General features: G+C 63.0%; 21 protein-coding genes. 7 read left to right on the plus strand and 14 right to left on the minus strand.

What is annotated here, in order from left to right; all coding sequences use genetic code 11:
- Window positions 1-3 precede the first annotated feature (3 nt).
- On the minus strand, window positions 4-948 hold the full coding sequence (locus tag SynBMKMC1_RS11945) for a bile acid:sodium symporter family protein (protein WP_255486190.1): 945 nt from the start codon (window positions 946-948) through the stop codon (window positions 4-6).
- Window positions 949-993: 45 nt separating this feature from the next.
- Between SynBMKMC1_RS11945 and SynBMKMC1_RS11950 the strand changes: the two genes are divergently transcribed.
- Genes SynBMKMC1_RS11950 through SynBMKMC1_RS11970 form a run of 5 tightly spaced genes read left to right on the plus strand, consistent with a single transcriptional unit; the run spans window position 994 to window position 4,490 of the window.
- On the plus strand, window positions 994-2,154 hold the full coding sequence (locus tag SynBMKMC1_RS11950) for an aminotransferase class I/II-fold pyridoxal phosphate-dependent enzyme (protein WP_186471900.1): 1,161 nt from the start codon (window positions 994-996) through the stop codon (window positions 2,152-2,154).
- A complete protein-coding gene (locus SynBMKMC1_RS11955) occupies window positions 2,151-2,915 on the plus strand; it encodes an alpha/beta hydrolase (protein ID WP_186471901.1) in 765 nt (254 codons plus the stop codon). Before SynBMKMC1_RS11950 ends, SynBMKMC1_RS11955 begins: the two co-directional genes overlap by 4 nt.
- Window positions 2,912-3,670, plus strand: coding sequence for a methyltransferase domain-containing protein (locus SynBMKMC1_RS11960; RefSeq protein ID WP_186471902.1), 759 nt, complete (start codon window positions 2,912-2,914; stop codon window positions 3,668-3,670). Before SynBMKMC1_RS11955 ends, SynBMKMC1_RS11960 begins: the two co-directional genes overlap by 4 nt.
- Window positions 3,667-4,335, plus strand: coding sequence for a dethiobiotin synthase (bioD, locus tag SynBMKMC1_RS11965; protein ID WP_186471903.1), 669 nt, complete (start codon window positions 3,667-3,669; stop codon window positions 4,333-4,335). Before SynBMKMC1_RS11960 ends, bioD begins: the two co-directional genes overlap by 4 nt.
- Window positions 4,335-4,490 (plus strand): hypothetical protein, encoded by a 156-nt coding sequence (locus tag SynBMKMC1_RS11970; RefSeq protein WP_011933937.1) that lies wholly within the window; start codon window positions 4,335-4,337, stop codon window positions 4,488-4,490. Before bioD ends, SynBMKMC1_RS11970 begins: the two co-directional genes overlap by 1 nt.
- 16 nt (window positions 4,491-4,506) lie before the next feature.
- Here the strand turns inward: SynBMKMC1_RS11970 and SynBMKMC1_RS11975 are convergent, their stop codons facing one another.
- Window positions 4,507-4,797, minus strand: coding sequence for a hypothetical protein (locus SynBMKMC1_RS11975; protein ID WP_186471904.1), 291 nt, complete (start codon window positions 4,795-4,797; stop codon window positions 4,507-4,509).
- Between the two features lie 55 nt (window positions 4,798-4,852).
- Between SynBMKMC1_RS11975 and bioA the strand changes: the two genes are divergently transcribed.
- On the plus strand, window positions 4,853-6,139 hold the full coding sequence (gene bioA, locus SynBMKMC1_RS11980; protein ID WP_255486191.1) for an adenosylmethionine--8-amino-7-oxononanoate transaminase: 1,287 nt from the start codon (window positions 4,853-4,855) through the stop codon (window positions 6,137-6,139).
- Here the strand turns inward: bioA and SynBMKMC1_RS11985 are convergent.
- On the minus strand, window positions 6,123-6,389 hold the full coding sequence (locus tag SynBMKMC1_RS11985; protein ID WP_255486192.1) for a DUF3143 domain-containing protein: 267 nt from the start codon (window positions 6,387-6,389) through the stop codon (window positions 6,123-6,125). The two genes, bioA and SynBMKMC1_RS11985, sit on opposite strands and share 17 nt — an antisense overlap.
- Window positions 6,331-6,861 carry a J domain-containing protein gene (locus SynBMKMC1_RS11990; protein ID WP_186471906.1) on the minus strand — a complete coding sequence of 177 codons (531 nt, stop codon included), beginning with the start codon at window positions 6,859-6,861 and terminating at the stop codon, window positions 6,331-6,333. The genes SynBMKMC1_RS11985 and SynBMKMC1_RS11990 overlap by 59 nt, the downstream gene beginning before the upstream one ends.
- 60 nt (window positions 6,862-6,921) lie before the next feature.
- Here SynBMKMC1_RS11990 and rsmG point away from each other — a divergent pair, with 60 nt between their 5' ends.
- Window positions 6,922-7,686 (plus strand): 16S rRNA (guanine(527)-N(7))-methyltransferase RsmG, encoded by a 765-nt coding sequence (rsmG, locus tag SynBMKMC1_RS11995; protein WP_186471907.1) that lies wholly within the window; start codon window positions 6,922-6,924, stop codon window positions 7,684-7,686.
- On the opposite strand, the gene SynBMKMC1_RS12000 is transcribed toward rsmG, so the two are convergent.
- The 10 genes from SynBMKMC1_RS12000 to SynBMKMC1_RS12040 form a co-directional block, all read right to left on the minus strand.
- Entirely contained in the window at window positions 7,662-8,819 is a 1,158-nt protein-coding gene (locus SynBMKMC1_RS12000; protein WP_186473452.1) for an aldo/keto reductase, read from the minus strand. The two genes, rsmG and SynBMKMC1_RS12000, sit on opposite strands and share 25 nt — an antisense overlap.
- A 50-nt stretch (window positions 8,820-8,869) precedes the next feature.
- Window positions 8,870-9,268 carry a ferredoxin gene (locus tag SynBMKMC1_RS12005; RefSeq protein ID WP_011933944.1) on the minus strand — a complete coding sequence of 133 codons (399 nt, stop codon included), beginning with the start codon at window positions 9,266-9,268 and terminating at the stop codon, window positions 8,870-8,872.
- 16 nt (window positions 9,269-9,284) lie between these two features.
- A complete protein-coding gene (locus SynBMKMC1_RS12010) occupies window positions 9,285-9,677 on the minus strand; it encodes a DUF1257 domain-containing protein (RefSeq protein ID WP_011933945.1) in 393 nt (130 codons plus the stop codon).
- Window positions 9,677-9,880: a DUF2997 domain-containing protein gene (locus SynBMKMC1_RS12015; RefSeq protein WP_011933946.1), complete on the minus strand. Its 204-nt coding sequence runs from the start codon at window positions 9,878-9,880 to the stop codon at window positions 9,677-9,679. The genes SynBMKMC1_RS12010 and SynBMKMC1_RS12015 overlap by 1 nt, the downstream gene beginning before the upstream one ends.
- A gap of 71 nt (window positions 9,881-9,951) precedes the next feature.
- The gene (locus SynBMKMC1_RS12020; protein WP_011933947.1) at window positions 9,952-10,761 is read right to left on the minus strand and encodes a HEAT repeat domain-containing protein; all 810 of its coding nucleotides are present in this window, start codon (window positions 10,759-10,761) and stop codon (window positions 9,952-9,954) included.
- A 15-nt stretch (window positions 10,762-10,776) separates the two neighbouring features.
- Complete coding sequence (locus tag SynBMKMC1_RS14755) at window positions 10,777-10,902, minus strand: hypothetical protein (RefSeq protein ID WP_255486193.1); 126 nt, start codon at window positions 10,900-10,902, stop codon at window positions 10,777-10,779.
- Between the two features lie 50 nt (window positions 10,903-10,952).
- Window positions 10,953-12,716, minus strand: coding sequence for a sodium:solute symporter family protein (locus SynBMKMC1_RS12025; RefSeq protein WP_186471908.1), 1,764 nt, complete (start codon window positions 12,714-12,716; stop codon window positions 10,953-10,955).
- Window positions 12,717-12,746: 30 nt separating this feature from the next.
- The gene (gene rlmN / locus SynBMKMC1_RS12030) at window positions 12,747-13,802 is read right to left on the minus strand and encodes a 23S rRNA (adenine(2503)-C(2))-methyltransferase RlmN (protein WP_011933949.1); all 1,056 of its coding nucleotides are present in this window, start codon (window positions 13,800-13,802) and stop codon (window positions 12,747-12,749) included.
- A complete protein-coding gene (locus tag SynBMKMC1_RS12035; RefSeq protein WP_011933950.1) occupies window positions 13,799-13,951 on the minus strand; it encodes a high light inducible protein in 153 nt (50 codons plus the stop codon). The genes rlmN and SynBMKMC1_RS12035 overlap by 4 nt, the downstream gene beginning before the upstream one ends.
- 68 nt (window positions 13,952-14,019) lie before the next feature.
- Window positions 14,020-18,102: a DNA-directed RNA polymerase subunit beta' gene (locus SynBMKMC1_RS12040; protein WP_186471909.1), complete on the minus strand. Its 4,083-nt coding sequence runs from the start codon at window positions 18,100-18,102 to the stop codon at window positions 14,020-14,022.
- Window positions 18,103-18,129 lie beyond the last annotated feature (27 nt).

Below are 18,129 nucleotides of genomic sequence, written 5' to 3' on the forward strand. Positions count from 1 at the left end.
ATCCTAGGGACGCCGTCGCCACAGGGCCGCAAGCAGACTGCCCAGCAGTGAGTGCATCACAGCGGAGATCGCTCCTGGAAGGGCGGTGAGCGGACTCGCAAAGCCACCGGATCGGGCCAACACAACCGCCAGTCCGGAGTTCTGCATCCCCACTTCAATGCTGATGGTGCGACGCACAGCCCTGGGTTCACCCATGAGTGCTGGCAGCAGGAAGCCGAGCAGGAAGCCACCGCCGTGGAGGAGAGCCGTGGCCAACACCAGCACTGCTCCCTGGCGCAGCAGCACCTCACGCTGACTGCCAACAATGCCGGCAACAATCAAGGCAATCGCGACCACCGCCAGCGGTGGCATCACAGGCTGCACCCTGGCCGCCAATCGGGGCAGCCCCTGCTTGATCACCACGCCGACCGTGACCGGAATCAACACCACCTGCAACACATTCACCAGCAGGGTCCAGCCATTCACCGGCACGTAGCGCCCCGCCAGGGCACTGGCGAGCAGGGGTGTCACCACTACGGCCAGCAGGGTGCTCAACGACGTCATCACCACCGAAAGCGCCACATCAGCCCGGGCGATCAAAGCCACCACATTGCTGGCTGTCCCGCCTGGGCAGCAGCCCACCAGAATCAAGCCAACCGCCAGCGGCGGCTCCAACTGCAGGGTCCAGGCCAACAGGGCAGCAAGGGAGGGCATCACCAGAAACTGCGCACCCACACCGATCAGGGCAGCCCGCGGCGGAAGCATGGCCCGGCGGAAATCAGCGGGGGAAAGCCCCAGCCCCATGCCCAGCATGATCAGCGCAAGAGACCAAACAATCACTGGCCCCGCCACCCAGGAGAACAAACCGGGCTGCAGCAGGGAGAGCAACGCTGCGAGCAGGGTCCACAACGGGAAGAGAAGAGTGAAGCGCTCCAAGTCTTGAACCGCTTCCCAGTGAAACGGTGACAACGACCCCTTCACTCTGCAGGGCGATCAGGGCCCAAAGTGGGGGTCATGACTGTCCCACCCGCCCGCCGTCGACGACTGCGCACCTGGGCACCATCCCTGGATGGCGCAAACCTGCACCCCGTGCTGGCATCGGAGGCAGAGACGGTTGCAGGCCCAGCCCTGGTGGATCTGGCCAGCAATGACTACCTCGGGCTGAGCCGCCATCCGGCAGTGATCGCCGCAGCCGAAGACGAATTGCGGCGCAGCGGGGTCGGCGCCGGTGGATCCAGGCTGGTCACAGGCAGCCGGCCTGTCCATGACCGCCTGGAGACGGCTCTGGCCCGGTGGCTCCAACGCGACAGGGTGTTTCTGTTTCCAAGCGGATTTCAAGCCAATCTCGCCGCAGTCCTCGCACTGGCCAACCGCCACACCACCGTGCTGGCCGATCGCTTGATCCACCATTCACTGCTGGTGGGAGTCCAGGCCAGCGGAGCCCAGCTGAAGCGCTTCGCCCACAACGATCTCGACGCCTTGCGCCAGACACTGGAGGCGTGCCGCAGCCAGCGCCCGGACGCAGCCCTGGTGGTGATCAGCGAAAGCCTGTTCAGCATGGAGGGCACCAGCCCGGATGTGCCGGCCCTCGCCGCACTCTGCAAGACCTACAGCGCCCGCCTGCTTCTGGATGAAGCCCATGCGCTCGGGGTCCTCGGATTGGGAGGACGAGGGCTCGGCCTGGGCGTGGAAGGCATCGCCCTGATCAGTGGCACCTTTGGCAAAGCCTTCGGAAGCGGTGGCGCCTTCCTCGCCTGCGATCGAGAGCAGGCCGATGCTCTTCTGCAAACCAGCGGAGCCTTCCGTTACACCACAGCCCTGGCACCACCCCTGGCAGCCGCCGCGTTAGCCGCTCTGGACCTTCTGACCACGCATCCCTGCTGGGGATCCGACCTGGTGAAACAAAGCCATCTCTGGAGAGATCGCCTGGCAGCCCAGGGCTGGGCCCGCCCCGCCGGACTTGGGCCGATCCTGCCGCTGCTGGTGGGGGAGGATCAGCCAGCCCTGGAGTACCAGCAGCGGCTGGAGGCGGCAGGGGTTCTCACGGTTGCCATCCGCCCGCCAACCGTTCCGGAGAAAACAGCCCGGCTGCGCTTGGTGCTGCATCGCGGCCAATCCGATCAGGCCCTGCATGCCTTGGAGACGTCCCTTGGGCCCGGCCCTCTCCGCTCATGAATCAGATCATCGCGATGCATGGCTGGAGCTCGGATGCTGCCGTCTGGGCCCCCTGGGAGCGCGCCTTCCAAGCGCATGGATGGCACTGGATCAGTGGAGAACGTGGCTATGGCAGCCGCAGTCCTTACGCGCCTGTCTGGAGTGAGCAATCCGATCCTGCGGCGCCGCAGCGACGGGCGGTGATCGCCCACTCCCTTGGACCGCATCTGCTGGAGGCCACCGTGCTGGCCCAGGCCACAGATGTTGTCTTCCTGGCCAGCTTCGGGCGTTTTGTTCCTGAAGGACGGCAGGGCCGTGCGCTGCGGGCTGGGCTTGAAGGGATGAGAAGCGCCATCGGTGGTCCGGGCGAAGCCACGATGCTGCACACATTCCTGCAACGCGCTGCCGCCCCCACGGATGTCAGCGCGCTGCCACCGGGTCCGGGCACGCAGGGCCTGACAACTGCAGGGCGGGAGCGGCTGCGAGCCGATCTCGAGCGCCTGATCGCCACCACGGGGCTGCCACCAGGGCTGCCCGCCAGCGCCCGCGTGCTGATCGTGGAGGCGGGCTCCGACGCCATCGTGGCGCCAGAAGCGAGCCGATGCCTGCACCAAGAACTCGGCAACCTGCTTGAGCACGCTCCCGAGCACTGGTGTCTCCCCAACGTGGGCCATGCCCTGCTGGTGCCTCACTTGCTGACGCAAGTCAGAGAGTGGCTGGGCCAAGACCAGTGGCTGGGCCAAGACCAGTGGCTGGGCCAAGACATCGGGCAGCCCTCGTGAAACCGACCGCCTGGCAGGAACGCGTTCTGCGCGGATTCGATCGCGCTGCTGAACGGTATGACCGCTTAACACGACTGCAACGCTCCGTGGCCTGGCGGCTGGCCCAACTCTGTCGGCGGGAAGAACTCTCCGACGGGCTCTGGGTTGATCTGGGGAGCGGAACCGGTCATCTCGCCAAAGCTCTGGAAGAACTCCACCCCGGCCGCAGCGTGCTGCGCGTCGATGGCAGTCGGGCGATGCTGCGCGGTCATCCTGACCATGCTGAGGTGTTGCGGTGGGATCTCGCGGCGGGGCTGCCGGTCTGGAGTGAAGCGCCAACCCTCTTGGCCTCGAGCTTCTGCTTGCACTGGCTGCCGAACCCACAACGCGTGCTGCAACAGTGGGCGCGGCGGTTGTCACCCGCTGGACTCCTGGCCGTTGCTCTCCCGGTGGACGGATGCTTCCCCCAGTGGCAGGAAAGCGCCAGGCGCTGCGGGGTGCGCTGCACCGCTCTGCCATTCCCGTCCAGTGACGATTTACTGAAAACGATCCCGGCCCAGCAACTGCGCATGACGCGCCGGGTGTCTTACACCGTGACCTCACCGAGCCTGCCGCTCCTGCTCAAACCGATACGCCGGATCGGAGCTGGCACCAGCCCGCAAGCCCCTCTAGCGCTGCGGGACTGGCGTCGTCTCCAGACAAACTGGAGCGACCGCCGGAACGACGGCCAGCTCAGACTCACCTGGGTGATCCAATTGCTGCTGATTCGCGGATGAATCCAAGGTCTGATCCTCTCCGGCTCGTGGTCTGCGGCACAGACACCGACGTCGGGAAGACGGTCGTGAGTGCATGGCTGGTTCAGGGGCTGGAGGCGATGTACTGGAAGCCAGTGCAGAGCGGACTGGAGGGAGGGGGCGATCGTCAGAGGGTGATCGATCTTTTACAGCTACCGGAACACCGCTGGATTCCAGAGACCTACGCCTTCCAAGCTGCCGTCTCACCCCATTGGGCGGCGGAGCTTGAGAACAGGGTCCTCGAGCCGCGGCGGCTCCAGTTGCCCCCCAGCGGAACCAGCCCGTTGGTAGTGGAGACGGCCGGAGGCCTGCACGTGCCGCTCACCCGCACCTGGAGACAGATCGACCAGCTGCAGCGCTGGAATCTCCCGGTGGTCTTGGTGTGCCGCAGCGGACTGGGCACGCTCAATCACACGCTCCTGAGTCTTGAGGCCTTGGCAAGCCGAGGCATTCCCGTGCTCGGGCTGATCCTCAATGGCCCCTTGCATGCCGACAACCCTCGAACCCTGGAGGATCTCGGAGGGGTTCCGGTGCTGGCAGAACTGCCTCCCCTGGACCCTCTCAGCGCAGCAACACTCAGCGCTGCGTGGCAGAAGCAGAAGCTGGGCCTTAAGTTCAGGGCCTTGATGCACCGCCCGGATCACTGATGACCAGCCGACAGACCTGGGCCACCGTGGCCGTCGTCCTGCTGTGTGGGGGCATCCTTGTGCTCTTCACCGATGTCGAGGTTCAGCTGGTGCGCTGGTTCAACTGCGGCCCAATCGCGACCCAGGGAGAGCGCGACAGCGACGTTTGCCGCTGAACACCGTCGCTCAGGATCAACCCATGGGCCTGGAGCGAATCGGACAACGGCCCAGCATCAGCGCAACGTGACGCACCGCCATGGTCAGAGGCCACCCCTGGCGCAGCTGTTCGTGGATCTGCTCCACCTGGGAGGGCGACCATCCGCGCATCTCGAGGCGCGTCTTGATCGAAGGCCAACCCCCTTCAAAAAAAATGCTGCGACAGCCCTCGCTGCCTTGCTGGCATCGGGGCTGGGAGGACGCGGGTTCCACAAACCGTCGAGAGCGGGGCTGCCCGTGACGGCGGTTGGCTTCTGAGAAGGCCATCGATGCACGAACCCGACTAGAGCTCATGATGACAACTGGCTGTCATGCGTGCCCAGTGTCACGGAACCACCACCCCAACCTCTGGCCACCCTTCACATCCATCACCACCACACCGCCACTCGAGCAGGTGGTGCGAGGCGCAGGGGCGTTGCTCCACCGTGCCGAAGGAGGGCCCTTGATCGATGGGATCAGCAGCTGGTGGGTCACGCTGCACGGCCATGCGCACCCGGTGGTGGCGGCAGCCATCGCCGAGCAGGCGGCCACGCTGGAGCAGGTGATCTTTGCGGAATTCACCCATCCCCAGGCCGAGCGGCTCGCCCAGCGACTGGCCCAGCACACGCACCTCGATCGCGTGTTCTTCTCAGATAACGGATCCACGGCGGTGGAAGTGGCTCTGAAAACCGCGGTGCAGTGGTGGCACAACCGCGGAGAGCCCCGCCAGCAATTGATCGCTTTTGATGGGGCTTATCACGGCGACACCTTCGGCGCGATGGCCGTCGGCGCTCGCAGCCTGTTCAGCGAGCCCTTCGATCCGCTTCTGTTCCCCGTTGCGCGGGTGCCCTGGCCGCACACGCACTGGGACGACGCCACGGTGGACCAACGCGAACAGGAGGCCTTGAGTGCCCTGGAGCAAGCGCTGAAGACCCCAACAGCAGCTGTGATCCTGGAACCGCTGGTCCAGGGAGCCGGAGGGATGCGCATGGTCCGTCCTGCGTTTTTGCAAGCTGTGGAACAGCAGGTTCGGCAGGCCGGCAGTTTGCTGATCGCCGATGAGGTGCTGGCAGGCTTCGGTCGCTGTGGCGCCCTGCTGGCATCCCAGCGCGCAGGGATCGATCCCGACCTGGTCGCGCTCTCCAAGGGATTAACCGCCGGATTCCTGCCGATGGGGATCACGATGGCCCGAGAGTCGATCTTCGCGGAGTTCCTGGGGAGCGATCCCACCCGAACCCTTTGGCATGGCCACAGCTTCACGGCCAATCCATTGGGCTGTGCCGCCGCCAATGCCAGTCTCGACCTGCTGGAAGCCGAGCCGGAAAACTACCAGCGCTTTGAAGAGAGGCATCAGCCCCGTCTGGAACGTCTGGCCCGCCACCCCAAAGTTCAACGGCCGAGGTTGTGCGGCACGATCGCAGCCTTCGACCTGGTCACAGACAGCGCCGAGGGGTACCTCAATCCCGCAGGCAAAATCCTGCGCAGCCTGGTGCGTGAGCACGGAGTGCTGATTCGCCCTTTAGGAGATGTGGTGTATCTCCTTCCTCCGCTGTGCATCAGCGATGCTCAGCTGGATCAGTGCTACGACGCCATCGAAACCGGATTGGACGCGCTCAGGGACCAAGCCTGAGGGCTGCTTCCACATCCTCCCGGGACAGTCCATAGGGGAATGAGCAGGATTTCAGGGGCTGGCAGGACGTCCAGGTCACGCCCAGGTCCTCCTGGGCCAAACGCAAGCGAGCGCTCCATTCAGGCTGATCCCAGATCCAGTCGCAGGGATCACTGTCACTGCGCCCTGCGCCCAAACTCTGCAGCCATTCCTCAAGAGCCCGCAGTGAGTGCTGGTTCAGGGGAGTTTCTGGCGGAGGAAGCGGGGCCATCAAAACCACCAGGATTGCCGTCAATGATTCGAGTCTGCTCTTCCACCAGCCAACTCGGTTGCACCTGAAGCGCCAGACCCCGATTCCAGGCCACTCCGACCCCCAAGAGCAGGCAGAGCAACAACGCCCCTGCGAGCAGAAGCAATGACGTCCATTCCCCACCGGACAGGGGTCGACGCTGGCCGATCGCACTGGGCACCGGCAAGGAGGCCTGCATGGCGGCCACTGGCGTGGCCTTCCGCTCCTCTAAGGCCGCGTCGTAGAGACGTCGCAGGCGTGGATCAGCCAATTGCTCATAGGCCTCCCTGAGCAGGCGAAATTGTCTGGCGGCATCCTGGGCCGGCAGACGGGTCGTATCCGGATGCACAGCCTTGCTGAGCCTGCGGAAGGCCTGCCGCAACATTTCGCTATCGGCACCCTTGGGAACACCAAGGCGCTCGTAATGGCTGAGATCCTGAACCGAGGGTGGCATGCGGTGGGCTGAGTCCCCGGGCACGCGGACACTCTAGAAAGGAGAGAGGGGAAGGCCGTTATGCCTGAGTCAACGCCGTTCGCTGCCCCAGGGCCGGAGCTCTGGTCCAGGCTGGGCTGGACGCCTGACGCAGGGCAACGCGAGCAACTGATCACTCTCCAGGAGTTGCTGCGCGACTGGAACACGCGGGTGAACCTCACACGACTTGTGGAGGGGGAAGACTTCTGGGTCACCCAGGTGCTGGATAGTCTCTGGCCTCTCAAACCCGAACTGGACACGGCAGACAAGCCTCGTTGTTGCATTGATGTCGGCACGGGCGGCGGATTCCCTGGTCTCGCGGTCGCCATCGCTCTCCCGGGGGCAGAACTGACCCTGGTGGATTCTGTGAGCCGCAAAACGGCAGCGGTGGCAGCCATGGCCCGTTCACTCGGAATGGCAGATCGGGTCAGTGTCCGCACGGAACGGGTGGAACGAACCGGTCAGGACCCCCGATGCAGAGGCCAATTTGATCTGGCGTTGGCCCGGGCCGTGGCCTCGGCTCCTGTCGTGGCCGAATACCTGGTTCCACTCCTGCACACCAACGGGCAGGCCCTGCTCTATCGAGGGCGTTGGCAACAGGAGGACCAGCGGGATTTGGATCCTGCTCTTGCCTTGCTGAAAGCGAAAACGGTCGCGATTGAGCGCTGTGAGCTGCCATCGGCGCGCGGCCCCCGCACCGTGATCCGGGTGATGCCCGAACAGCCGACGCCGCACCTCTACCCGCGTGCCGTTGGCATTCCCGGCAAACAGCCTTTGGGCATTCAGGCTGACGACAACCGCTCCTGACGGTCACCTCCCACCCGCTCGCGCAGATCGCGCAGTCGCTCGGGGATGGAGGTCCGCCACGGACTCGCGCCCAGGGCCGCATCAAGTTCTTCCTCACTCACGTCGCGATCAAGGGCGTCAGCATTGGCACCGGGGAACCAGTGTCCAGCCCTGCCCAAGAGGCCATAACGGGCCCGGGCATAGCCATCCAGGCCCCAGGCCTCCACAAGATTGTGAAGCCAGAGCAGCACGGGCAGATTGATGTCCCCGGGGGTGGTTTGCCAATCGGGAAGCCCCTGCCGCCAACTGTTCAGCCAGTCGGCCCCGAGGGCCTCCAACTCGGCCTGATGCAAACGGGCCTCGATGGGGCTCACCAAAGCCTGAGCGTGATCCAATCGACTGACAGCCTCCAGATGCAGGTCGAGATCTTCAGGGCGGGCCGCACCCACGCTGAGGGTGTGAACACGCGCATCGCGCAGACAGAACAGATCGTTGAAGACGATGGGATGAAGAGGGTCGGTCAGCGCGACCAGCCGTTGCGCCGGTGTGTGCAGATGGCCACCTTTGTCTGTGGGGCTGATGATGAACACGCCCATGTCGTGGCGATGCGCAGCGGCAATCGCCGGCTCATTGTCCTGACGGATGAAGTACCAGTGCAGGTTCACGTAATCGAACGCATCGGTCTCAATCGCTTCAACAATCACATCGGTGTCCCCATGGGTGGAAAAGCCGACATGGCCGATGCGCCCTGATTGCTGCCAACGCAGCACCACCTCCAGGCAGCCTCCTGGCCTGATCGTCTGCACGAGGTGGTCCCGTCGGTTGATGCCATGGATGGCGAGCAGGTCCACGCGCTGCACACCCAACCGCTGCATGCTGAGCTCCAACTCCGCCTCAAACAGGGCAGGGTCCTGTTGAGGCGGAACTTTGGTTTGAAGAATGCGGCCTGGGTCAGGACAGTCAGGCATGGCCCAGCCCAGCTGCCGCTCCGAACTTCCGTAATGCCGTGCTGTTTCGATGTGACGAAAACCAAGCGCAACAGCACGTTCGAGGGTGCGCTGCAGCAACTGTTGGGACGGGGCCGTGATCGCCTTCGCTTCAAGATCACTCCAGCTCTGCTGAAAGCGCATTCCTCCGAGGGAGAGAACCGGCATCGAGAGCTCGGTCCGTCCAAAGCGGCGTGTGGGAAGAGTGGTCACACGCCTCAATCCGAAGACGTGGCACGAGGCAACTGCCGCCGCGGCCTTGCCGGTGATGGCAACCCGAGGGGGAGCAGTTCCTGGGCGTCGAGCTGCCGCCTCAGCGCGGGTAACTCATCGAATTGCACCCAATGAATGCAGTCCACTGGACAGGTTTCGATTGCTTCCTGAATCCGTTCACTGCTGTCACCGTCCTGACGAATGGCACGGGAGCGGCCCAGGTTGGGTTCGATTGCGAAGGTATTGGTGGCCACGTGGGCGCAGTAGCGACAGCCAATGCACACGGCCTCATCAACCCAAACTGCACGCTCTCGGAGTGCCCCGCCAAGCACGGGCTCACATCCCGACACAGCGGGCTGGTCAAGGGAGGACGCGGCATAGGCCGCTGCAGCAGGATCCTTCACGCTGGAGCAAGCCGACTCAGGCGTCCCAGCGGGTGACAACCAATTCGATCGAGCCGTCCTGAGTTGTGATCTGTTGAGCCAGATCAAAGCCCTCCTGACGACTGGCTTCGAGCACAGCACGCAGTGCGTAGCGCTGCGTGAGCTGGGACAGGAAACGCTCCACCGGGACCGGCTGACGCCACAGATCAAGATCGGTCACGAATTCGTAAGCGCCGCTGGTGGCGTTCCAGCGGAACCCAAAATCAGCACTGCCCTCGATCGCAACCGACAGTTCCGCCTCCACGGTCTGGCCGCGATAACCACGCACGGTCTGCATCCCTGAGTCGGGGGCGTAACCGAGATCTTCAAGAGCGCCGCGGAGGGGCTCGAGCTGACGAAGTTCAGTCTTGACAGTGCTGAAGTGAGACATCAGGAGGGCTCGACGGACTGGGTCTGTTGGAGGTTTTGGGTAGTGGCAAACGCCTCAGATGTGGACTCGCGCCTTTCAACGGTGCCGAGGGCCGCTTCCAGACGATCCGTGAGCTGCAAACAGCCGTCACCAGCGATCCCTTCCACCGTTTCCTCGACGCGACCGTCGGGACGAATTCGGAATCGCACTGTGCGCTGAGGCATGCACCACCACAAAGTTGGACAAATGCTAGAGGCGAGAGACCTTCTCCGGAGAGCCCTGTAACCGATCCCAGTCAGAGCAGCAGTCCCTCATCGACCAAGGTCTTCAACCGGTCCACAAGCTCGGGATCATCAAGCTGCTCAAGTGCGGTGCGTGCCTCATCGCGAACCGTCGCCTCACGATCCTGGAGCAGTGCGCCGACAAACGCCTCAACCACCTGATCCTGCCGAGGTTTCACCAGATGGTCATGCAAGCGGGACAGGGCCCAGATGCAATTGCTGCGCACAACGGGCTCACTGTCGATCTGAAGGCTCACAAGCAACTGCCCCGCTGCCAAATCGGCCTTCGCAGGCGAGGTGCTGCCGGCCTCAGCCAGGGAAACAGAAGCCCAGAGGCGCACCGATGCCACATCGGTTTGCAGCGCATGGATCAACGGATTGAGAACTGGAGCGTCCGAGTAGTTACCCAGACTCCAGGCAGTGGCCTTGCGCACATAGGCGTTGCTGTCCAGCTTGAGCAGCTGGAGCAGGGGCTGAACCGCCTGCGCTGAAGGATTCCGTCCCAGGGCGTACACCGCGCTCATGCGCACGACGGGACAGAACTCTTCCAACAGCGGCAGCAGCAGGGGAACGGCGCGGGGATCCCTGTGTTCACAGAACACACGCAGACCCTGCAACCACTGGTCATGGCCCTGTTGCAGCCATTCCAGCCCTTCATCACAGGCTCTGGCGGCCAGAAGGGCATCATGCTCTGGGTCATCCAGAGCAATCTCATCTAGGGGATCCCCGACCAGCTCAGCGGCTAGCTCATTGGCCAGCACATCCGGATCGATCGCCAGATCGGCCATCGCATCATTCTTTTTGGAGCTGAATGCGTCACCCATGTGCCGATCGTAATCTCAGCTCATGGGTGCGGGAGCGAGCATGTCCCCGGGAAGCCAGATGCGGGCACTGACGGCCACCAGGGCCAGAGCGAACAAGGCCACGATCAGGATGGGCAGCAGGGTGGATCGAAAGAACGCCACAACGTTGAACAGTTCGGCTCATTCTGACTGCCAGAGCACCGAAGCCACGCTCAGACCAGCGTGACGGCACGCCCTGTCCTGCGCAGCATCAGCAGACTGATAGCGGCAACAATCAGCCCCATCCAACCGATCACCTGCTGGTGCAGAAGAAAGGCTCCCGAACCCAGGAGAGCCCCGAACAGAATCCCGGAGCTGAACAGAAAACGGGCCAGCAGTGTCGACAACGTTTCAGCGGCCTGAACATCCCAGCGACGACGCCACTGGTCCCAGCCGGGTCCAGGCGGGCGCACGGTTTGCACGAAGCGTTCGAGCACGTCAGGGGATTCCGGTGGCGTCAGCAGCATCACCGTCAGCCAGACCAATGCCGTCAACCCAGTCGTGACCATCAAGCGCTGGCCGTAATCAGCGATCTGCAGAAGGGGAACGACCGATGTCAGCAAACCCACCACGAAGCCGCAGAGCATGGCGGCGAGTTCAGCGGCGGCATTGATCCGCCACCAGAACCAACGCAGCACCAGCACCACACCAGGGCCGGTGCCGATGGCGATCACCAGCCGAAAAACAGTGCCGATGCTGTCGCTGATCAAAGCCGTGATCACGCCCAACACGAGCAAGATCACACTCATCAGCTGACCCACCAGCAGGAGCTCCCGCTGGGAGGCGTTCGGGCGCAGGAAGCGTTGATACAGGTCGTGGGTCAGGTAGCTGGCGCCCCAGTTCACCGACGTACTCACCGTGCTCATGAAGGCGGCCACCAGAGACACCACGACGAGGCCGAGCACCACAGGCGGAAGGAACTGCACAGCCAGAGTCGGATAGCTGAGCTCCCAGTCCGCCTGATCGGGAAGCAGCACCAACGCCGCCAGGGCAACGAGCACCCAGAGCCAGCTGCGCACGAGGTAGTTCACCACCAGAAACACCCAGCCCGCGAGGCGTGCCTCCTGCTCATTGCGGGTGGCCAGCATGCGTTGGATGAACTCTCCACCGCCGTCACTGCGGCGGAAACTCCACCACTGCACGGTCAAGTAGGCCAAGAAGGTGGACACGCTGATCCCAGCGCCGCCGATCCAGTTGAAACCGTTGTCCTCCCAGCGCCAGGGAACGATGGAGAGCAATTCAGGCCGGCCCAAAGCCTCCAGCTGCTCCAGGAGGGGCCCCATTCCTCCAGCAGCGTGCACCGCCGCCCAGGCAACGGCCGCAGCACCGAGCAAAGCCAGGATCAATTGAATGAAATCCGTGATCACCACAGCCCAGAGCCCCCCGGCCACGGTGTAAGCCAGCACCAGGGCCGCCACGATGATCAAAAGGAGAAGCGTGTCGGACACACCACCGGCCGCGGGAACGGGCTGATCGGAGACGATGCCCAGAGCACCAACCACCTTGCGCATGGCCAGGAACGCGTAGCCGATCCCAATGCAATTCACAGGGAGTGCCAGCAGAAAGGCCTTGATTCCCCGCAACCAGGCAGCAGCAGCACCCCCGTAGCGCAGTTCGGTGAAGGCCGCATCGGTGAGAACTCCACTGCGGCGCCAAAGGGGCGCAAAGACCACCGCCATCGCCACGTGCGCGAGACCGAATCCCCACCACTCCCAGTTGGCCGCCAGTCCCCGCGTCCCAACAATGCCTGCCACGTAGAGCGGGGTATCGATGGAAAAGGTGGTCGCAGCCATGGACGCACCGGCCAACCAGCCGCTGAGCCGGCGACCGGCCACGAAATAGTCGTCTTCGCCGCGGTTTCGCCTGGCCAGCCAGAGCCCCAGAACCAGCGTGCTGGCCAGATAGGCGACCAGGATCAACCAATCAATGCGCGCCATGGGGACGAACGGTGATCCGCTGAGTCTCCCTTACTTCTGGCGGGAACGCCTCAGCTGCCCGCAGGCTGCATCCTGATCAAGCCCGCGGCTGGCACGCAGGCTCACGGCCACCCCACGGCTTTCCAGCACGCGCCGAAATCCCTCGATGCGATCCCGCGTGGGACGCTGAAATTCCTCTTCCTCGATCGGGTTGTAGGCGATCAGATTCACGTGACTCTGGAAACCACCCACCCGATCCGCCAGTTCCTCGGCGTGGGCTGGGTGGTCATTGAGGCCACCCAACAGGATGTATTCGAAGCTCACCCGCCTGCCGGTGATGGCCAGGTAGTGCCGGCAATCATCCAACAGCGCGTCGTAGGGGTAGGCATGCGCCGTGGGGATCAGCTCTTCCCTGAGGCTCTGATTCGGAGCATGCAAACTCACCGCCAGGGTGAACTGAGCGCGACCGAGCCGCTCCATGGCCAGTTCCGCCAGCCTTGGCAACGTGCGTGGCACTCCCACCGTGCTCACCGTGATCCGGCGCTGACCGATTCCGAGATCATCGTTGAGACAACGAATGGCATCCAGCACCGCCTCGATGTTCAACAGCGGTTCCCCCATGCCCATGAACACCACATGGGATGGTCGGCGCTCCATCACCTCACGCACGCTCAGCACCTGGGCGACGATCTCGTGGGTGTACAGCGAGCGTTGCAGCCCCCCTTTGCCGGTAGCGCAGAAACGGCAAGCCATGGGGCATCCCACCTGGCTTGACACACAGACAGTGAGGCGCTGATCCGTGGGGATGCCAACGGTCTCCAGCGTTTCGCCGTCGTCGGTTCCCAGGAGAAGTTTGGTGGTGGCATCACCGGCCACCTTGCGGTCCTGCTCCTTCAAGCGCCCGATGATCACCCCTTTGTCTTGAAGGGATGCTCTCCACGCTTTCGGGAGCACCGTGATGTCCTGCAGATCGCAGGCTCCCTTGGCGTAAAGCCAATCATGAAGCTGTCGGCCCCGGAAGGCGGATTGTCCCTGCGAGACAGCCCAACGTTCAAGCTCGGATGCACCGAGCCCAAGCAGTGTTTTGGACTGCGCAGTGCTGATCACCAGATCAGCAGTCCGTGGCCGAGCTTGATCTCCACCGCCAGGAGTGCGATGAACCCGAGCATGGCAGCACGGCCATTCAGCCGTTCGGTATGGGTGTGAAACCCATACCGGGGAAGACGACGGACGGGGATCGTGGTGGGTTCAATCATGAGCAGGGCTGACCTGGAGGGACAGTTTGGGGAGATTGGGAAGACGATCGCGATTCATGGCGCACGCATCATTCATCACTGAGAAGCCCCTCTTCCTGCAGACCCTCCACGGCTTCAGCATCCACCACTTGCTCCTCCTTCAGCTCATTGTCGGCATCAGGACGGGCAAAAGCTGCGAAGTTGCTGCCAGCTTCAATGCCGTGGCGACTGCGGGTGGCCTCCATGTCGGCATCGCTGGGATCGTCTAAGACCGCCGTGGCATCACCCGCTGGTGCAGCAGGCATGTCCACGGTGTAGTCAGGGCGAAGGTTTTGCATGCGGCGGTAGCCAGCCGGATCCTCGGCAAGGATGTCGGGGTGCGGACCGGCTTCGGCCTTGAGCTCCTCCTCAAAGCCGCTGAACCCGGTACCAGCGGGAATCAGGCGACCGATGATCACGTTTTCCTTAAGGCCGCGCAGCCAATCGCTCTTGCCTTCGATGGCCGCTTCGGTGAGCACACGGGTGGTTTCCTGGAAGGACGCTGCAGAGATGAAGCTGTCGGTGTTCAGGGACGCCTTGGTGATACCCAGCAGAACGGGAGTGAACTCGGCAGGAGCTCCTCCAGTGATCGACATGGCCTGATTGGTGTCTTCCACCTGACGGAGCTCGATCAACTCACCGGGCAGCAGGGTGGTATCCCCCGCATCCTCAACACGCACCTTGCTGGTCATCTGACGCACAATCACCTCGATGTGTTTGTCGTCGATGGACACGCCCTGGGACTTGTAGACGTTCTGAACCTCGGTCACCAGACGGTGCTGGAGCTTGGCGATGGCTTCCTGCGCCGCATCCATCAAGGGCTTGCGGCTGCGCAGATCCTCGAAGAAACACTCCAGCAGCTCGTGGGGATTGATGGGTCCGTCTGTCAGCAACTCACCGGCCGTGACCTGCTGACTGTCACTCACCATCACGTTGCGCCCCAGGAGAATGGGGTACTCGGAGACAGCGTCGTCGGCCTCGATCACCGTCACCGTGGTGTTCTCATCGTCTTCACCTTGCTTGATCTCAACGGTTCCTGGCTTTTTGCAGAGAATCGCTGATTCGCGCGGACGGCGAGCTTCCAGCAGTTCCTCGATCCTGGGCAGACCCTGAACGATGTCACCTGTCTTCTGGCGTTCGAACACCAGGAGAGCGAGGCCATCACCGCGCTGCACCAGATCACCGTCACGGACGTGCAGCAATGAATCCGGCGAGACCATGTAAGGCCGGCCGAGGCGCAGGGTGACGCTCGTGCTGTCAACCTTCTCAACCTCACCACAGCAGTCGGAGGGTTGACCTGCGGCGAGTTCTTCTCCGTCCACGATCCGCTGACCGACCGTTACGACGGGCTGGGAGTTGGTGGAGATGGTGAGGGTGTCTTCCGGACGCTCCACGATCAATCGGCGCACAGGCTCGTCGGCTGTGGCCTCAGGCATCTGGGCGACACCCTCCTGCTTGCAAAGGATCTGGGTGGTGGCAATCACCTCACCAGCCTTGATCGACTGACCATCCTCCACCTGAAGCTCGGTGTGGGTGGATCCGTGACTGGAGTCGGAAATGGTGTCACGGCGAACAAGGATGCTCTCGAGGATCACCAGCTGAAGACGTTCGATCGTCTTGGCCCGCTTGTCGGGGACCGCTTCCACATCCACAGTCATCTGAGGAGTGGTGTCAAAGGTCTCCAGCATCAACTGCGTCCGCAGCAGCTCAACACCCTCCACAGACTTGACCAGTTCGTTGTCCTTGAAGGCGAGACGCTGGCTGGCCTTGAGGCCAAGGTGCGGTCCATTGGGCTGTTTGACATGACCCAGATCAGGCAGCTGAGCCTCATTGGGAATCGTGTACTCCTCAACGGGGCGGAGGAGCAGACCGCTGCCTTCCGGTGTTTCCACCGTCTGGACATACACCATGGTTTCGGTACTGATCCCCTTGGCGATTGGCTCGCCGGGATTGACCATCACGCCATCACCCTGGAAGCGCTCCAGCGCTTTCTTTTCGCTGCAGAGATGGAAGCTGCCGCTACGAACGATGATCTCGCGAAGGATGTCGTTCTTCTGGGTGACGGTGACGATGCCAGCGGTCTGACTGAAAATGTCCTTCACCACCTCGGTGCCGGCCTCAATCCACTGGCCGTCCGTGATCATCAACAGAGAGATGTCCTTGTTGATCTCATGGGTCTCCTGGGGAATCCAGAGCAAGGTTCCACCCTTGTTCACCTCGTAACCGTTCTTGGCAGAACGGGCTTTCTTGATCGCCAGTCCAGGAGCGAATCGCACCAGTCCACCGGTCTGGGTGCGGAAGCGGTCGTCGTTGAGTTCCGCAACCACTTCGCCACTGCCGATCTTGCTGCCCGGGATGGTGTTGAGGCGATAACGGGTGCCGTCCTTGGCCTCCAGATTCCAGATCTCTCCAGCATGGGTTGACTCACCCTGCAGTTTGAAATCCCTGAGGGTCATGGCGGTTGTGACGATCTGCACCTCACGGGAATCGCCGAGAGCTTCCCGCAGACGAATCGCACCGCCGTACTCGCTGGCCTGGCTCGCCTCGGCGAGCACCTGGCCCTCCGTCACGGTTGCACCGGCAGTCACCACCGGACGCGCATTGGGCGGCAGGTTGTACACATCTCCGGCCAGGACCCACATCCGGCCCAGTCGCTGAGCCTTGTGGGTGATGTTGCCCTGACGGTCGGTGACCTCCCGGGGCTGGATCGAGGGGTCGTAGCTGACCTGACCGGCCAGGTCGCAGATCACGTCCTTGGTGGCCTTCTCCACACTTTTCTTCACCGCGCCGGCTGCGATCTGGGCAACGGTGACATCGGCGTCGATGGCCTGGCCGTTGTCCACAAAGAGCAGAGAGCCGTTGGTGATCTCAATCTTCTGGGGTTTGCCCTTACCGGATGGCTGGATCGTGAGGTTGAAATCAACCTCTGCCTGCTGGGCATTAACGCCATGGGGGGTGCGGTACGGGCGCACACGCGCCTTGGCACCGAATTCCACCGTTCCTTCCAGCTTTGAGCGCACCACGCCGGTCTCGGCGGTGGACACACCCCCGGTGTGGAACGTCCGCATGGTGAGCTGGGTTCCCGGCTCACCAATGGACTGAGCAGCAATAATGCCGACGGCCTCTCCGAGGTCCACCAGCTCGTTGTGAGCCAGCGCCCACCCGTAGCACTTGCGGCAAACGGAACGATTGGCCTCGCAGGTGAGCGGTGAACGCACGCTCACCGCTTGAACAGCGGCTTTCTCGAAGCGTTTCGACAGGGGTGGATCGATTTCGGTATTGCGCTCAGCCAACACCTCTCCATCAGCACCCACCACCTGATCGGCGGTGAGACGTCCCACCAGTCGGTTGCCGTACTTGCCGTCTTCCGCCTTCACCAGGATGCAGCGGCTGGTGCCGCAGTCGTCCTCACGGACGATCACGTCCTGAGCCACATCCACGAGTCGGCGGGTGAGGTAGCCGGAGTCGGCGGTGCGCAGAGCTGTATCAACCAGGCCCTTGCGAGCGCCGTACGAGGAGATCACGTACTCCGTAACGGTGAGTCCCTCACGGAAATTGGTACGGATCGGCAAGTCGATGATCTCCCCCTGAGGGTTGGCCATCAGGCCGCGCATGCCCACCAACTGGCGCACCTGGGACATGTTTCCCCTGGCGCCGGAGTTGGCCATCATCCACACGGAGTTGAGCGGATCGTTCTGGTTGAAGTTCTTCTTGACCGCATCAACCAGACGCTCATTGGTCTCTGTCCAGGTGTCGATCACCTTGGTGTGACGCTCAACCTCCGTAATCACCCCGAGGCGATAGGACTCCTCCGTGGCGGTGATCAGCTCTTCAGCCTGTCCCAGGAGGTTCTGCTTCGCTTCCGGAACCTTGAGGTCGTTCACGGAGATGGAGACCGCCGCCTGGGTGGCATAACGAAATCCGAGATCCTTGAGCTGGTCGGCCATGGCCGAGGTGGCCGCGGTGCCGTGATGCTTGTAAGCCCAAGCCACCAGCTGCTTCAGCCCCTTCTTGTCCACAACACGGTTGCGGAAGGGAGGGGGCGTTTTGGCCAGTGGACGGGTCTCGGGAGCGGAGGCAGCAGCCTTGGATCCCTTGGAAGACTTGCGGGACTTGGAAGGAGTGGAAGTCATGACAGCGCGGAGAGGAGAGGAATGAGA

Origin of the sequence: Synechococcus sp. BMK-MC-1, assembly GCF_014279955.1 — a bacterium.
GTDB lineage: Bacteria > Cyanobacteriota > Cyanobacteriia > PCC-6307 > Cyanobiaceae > Synechococcus_C.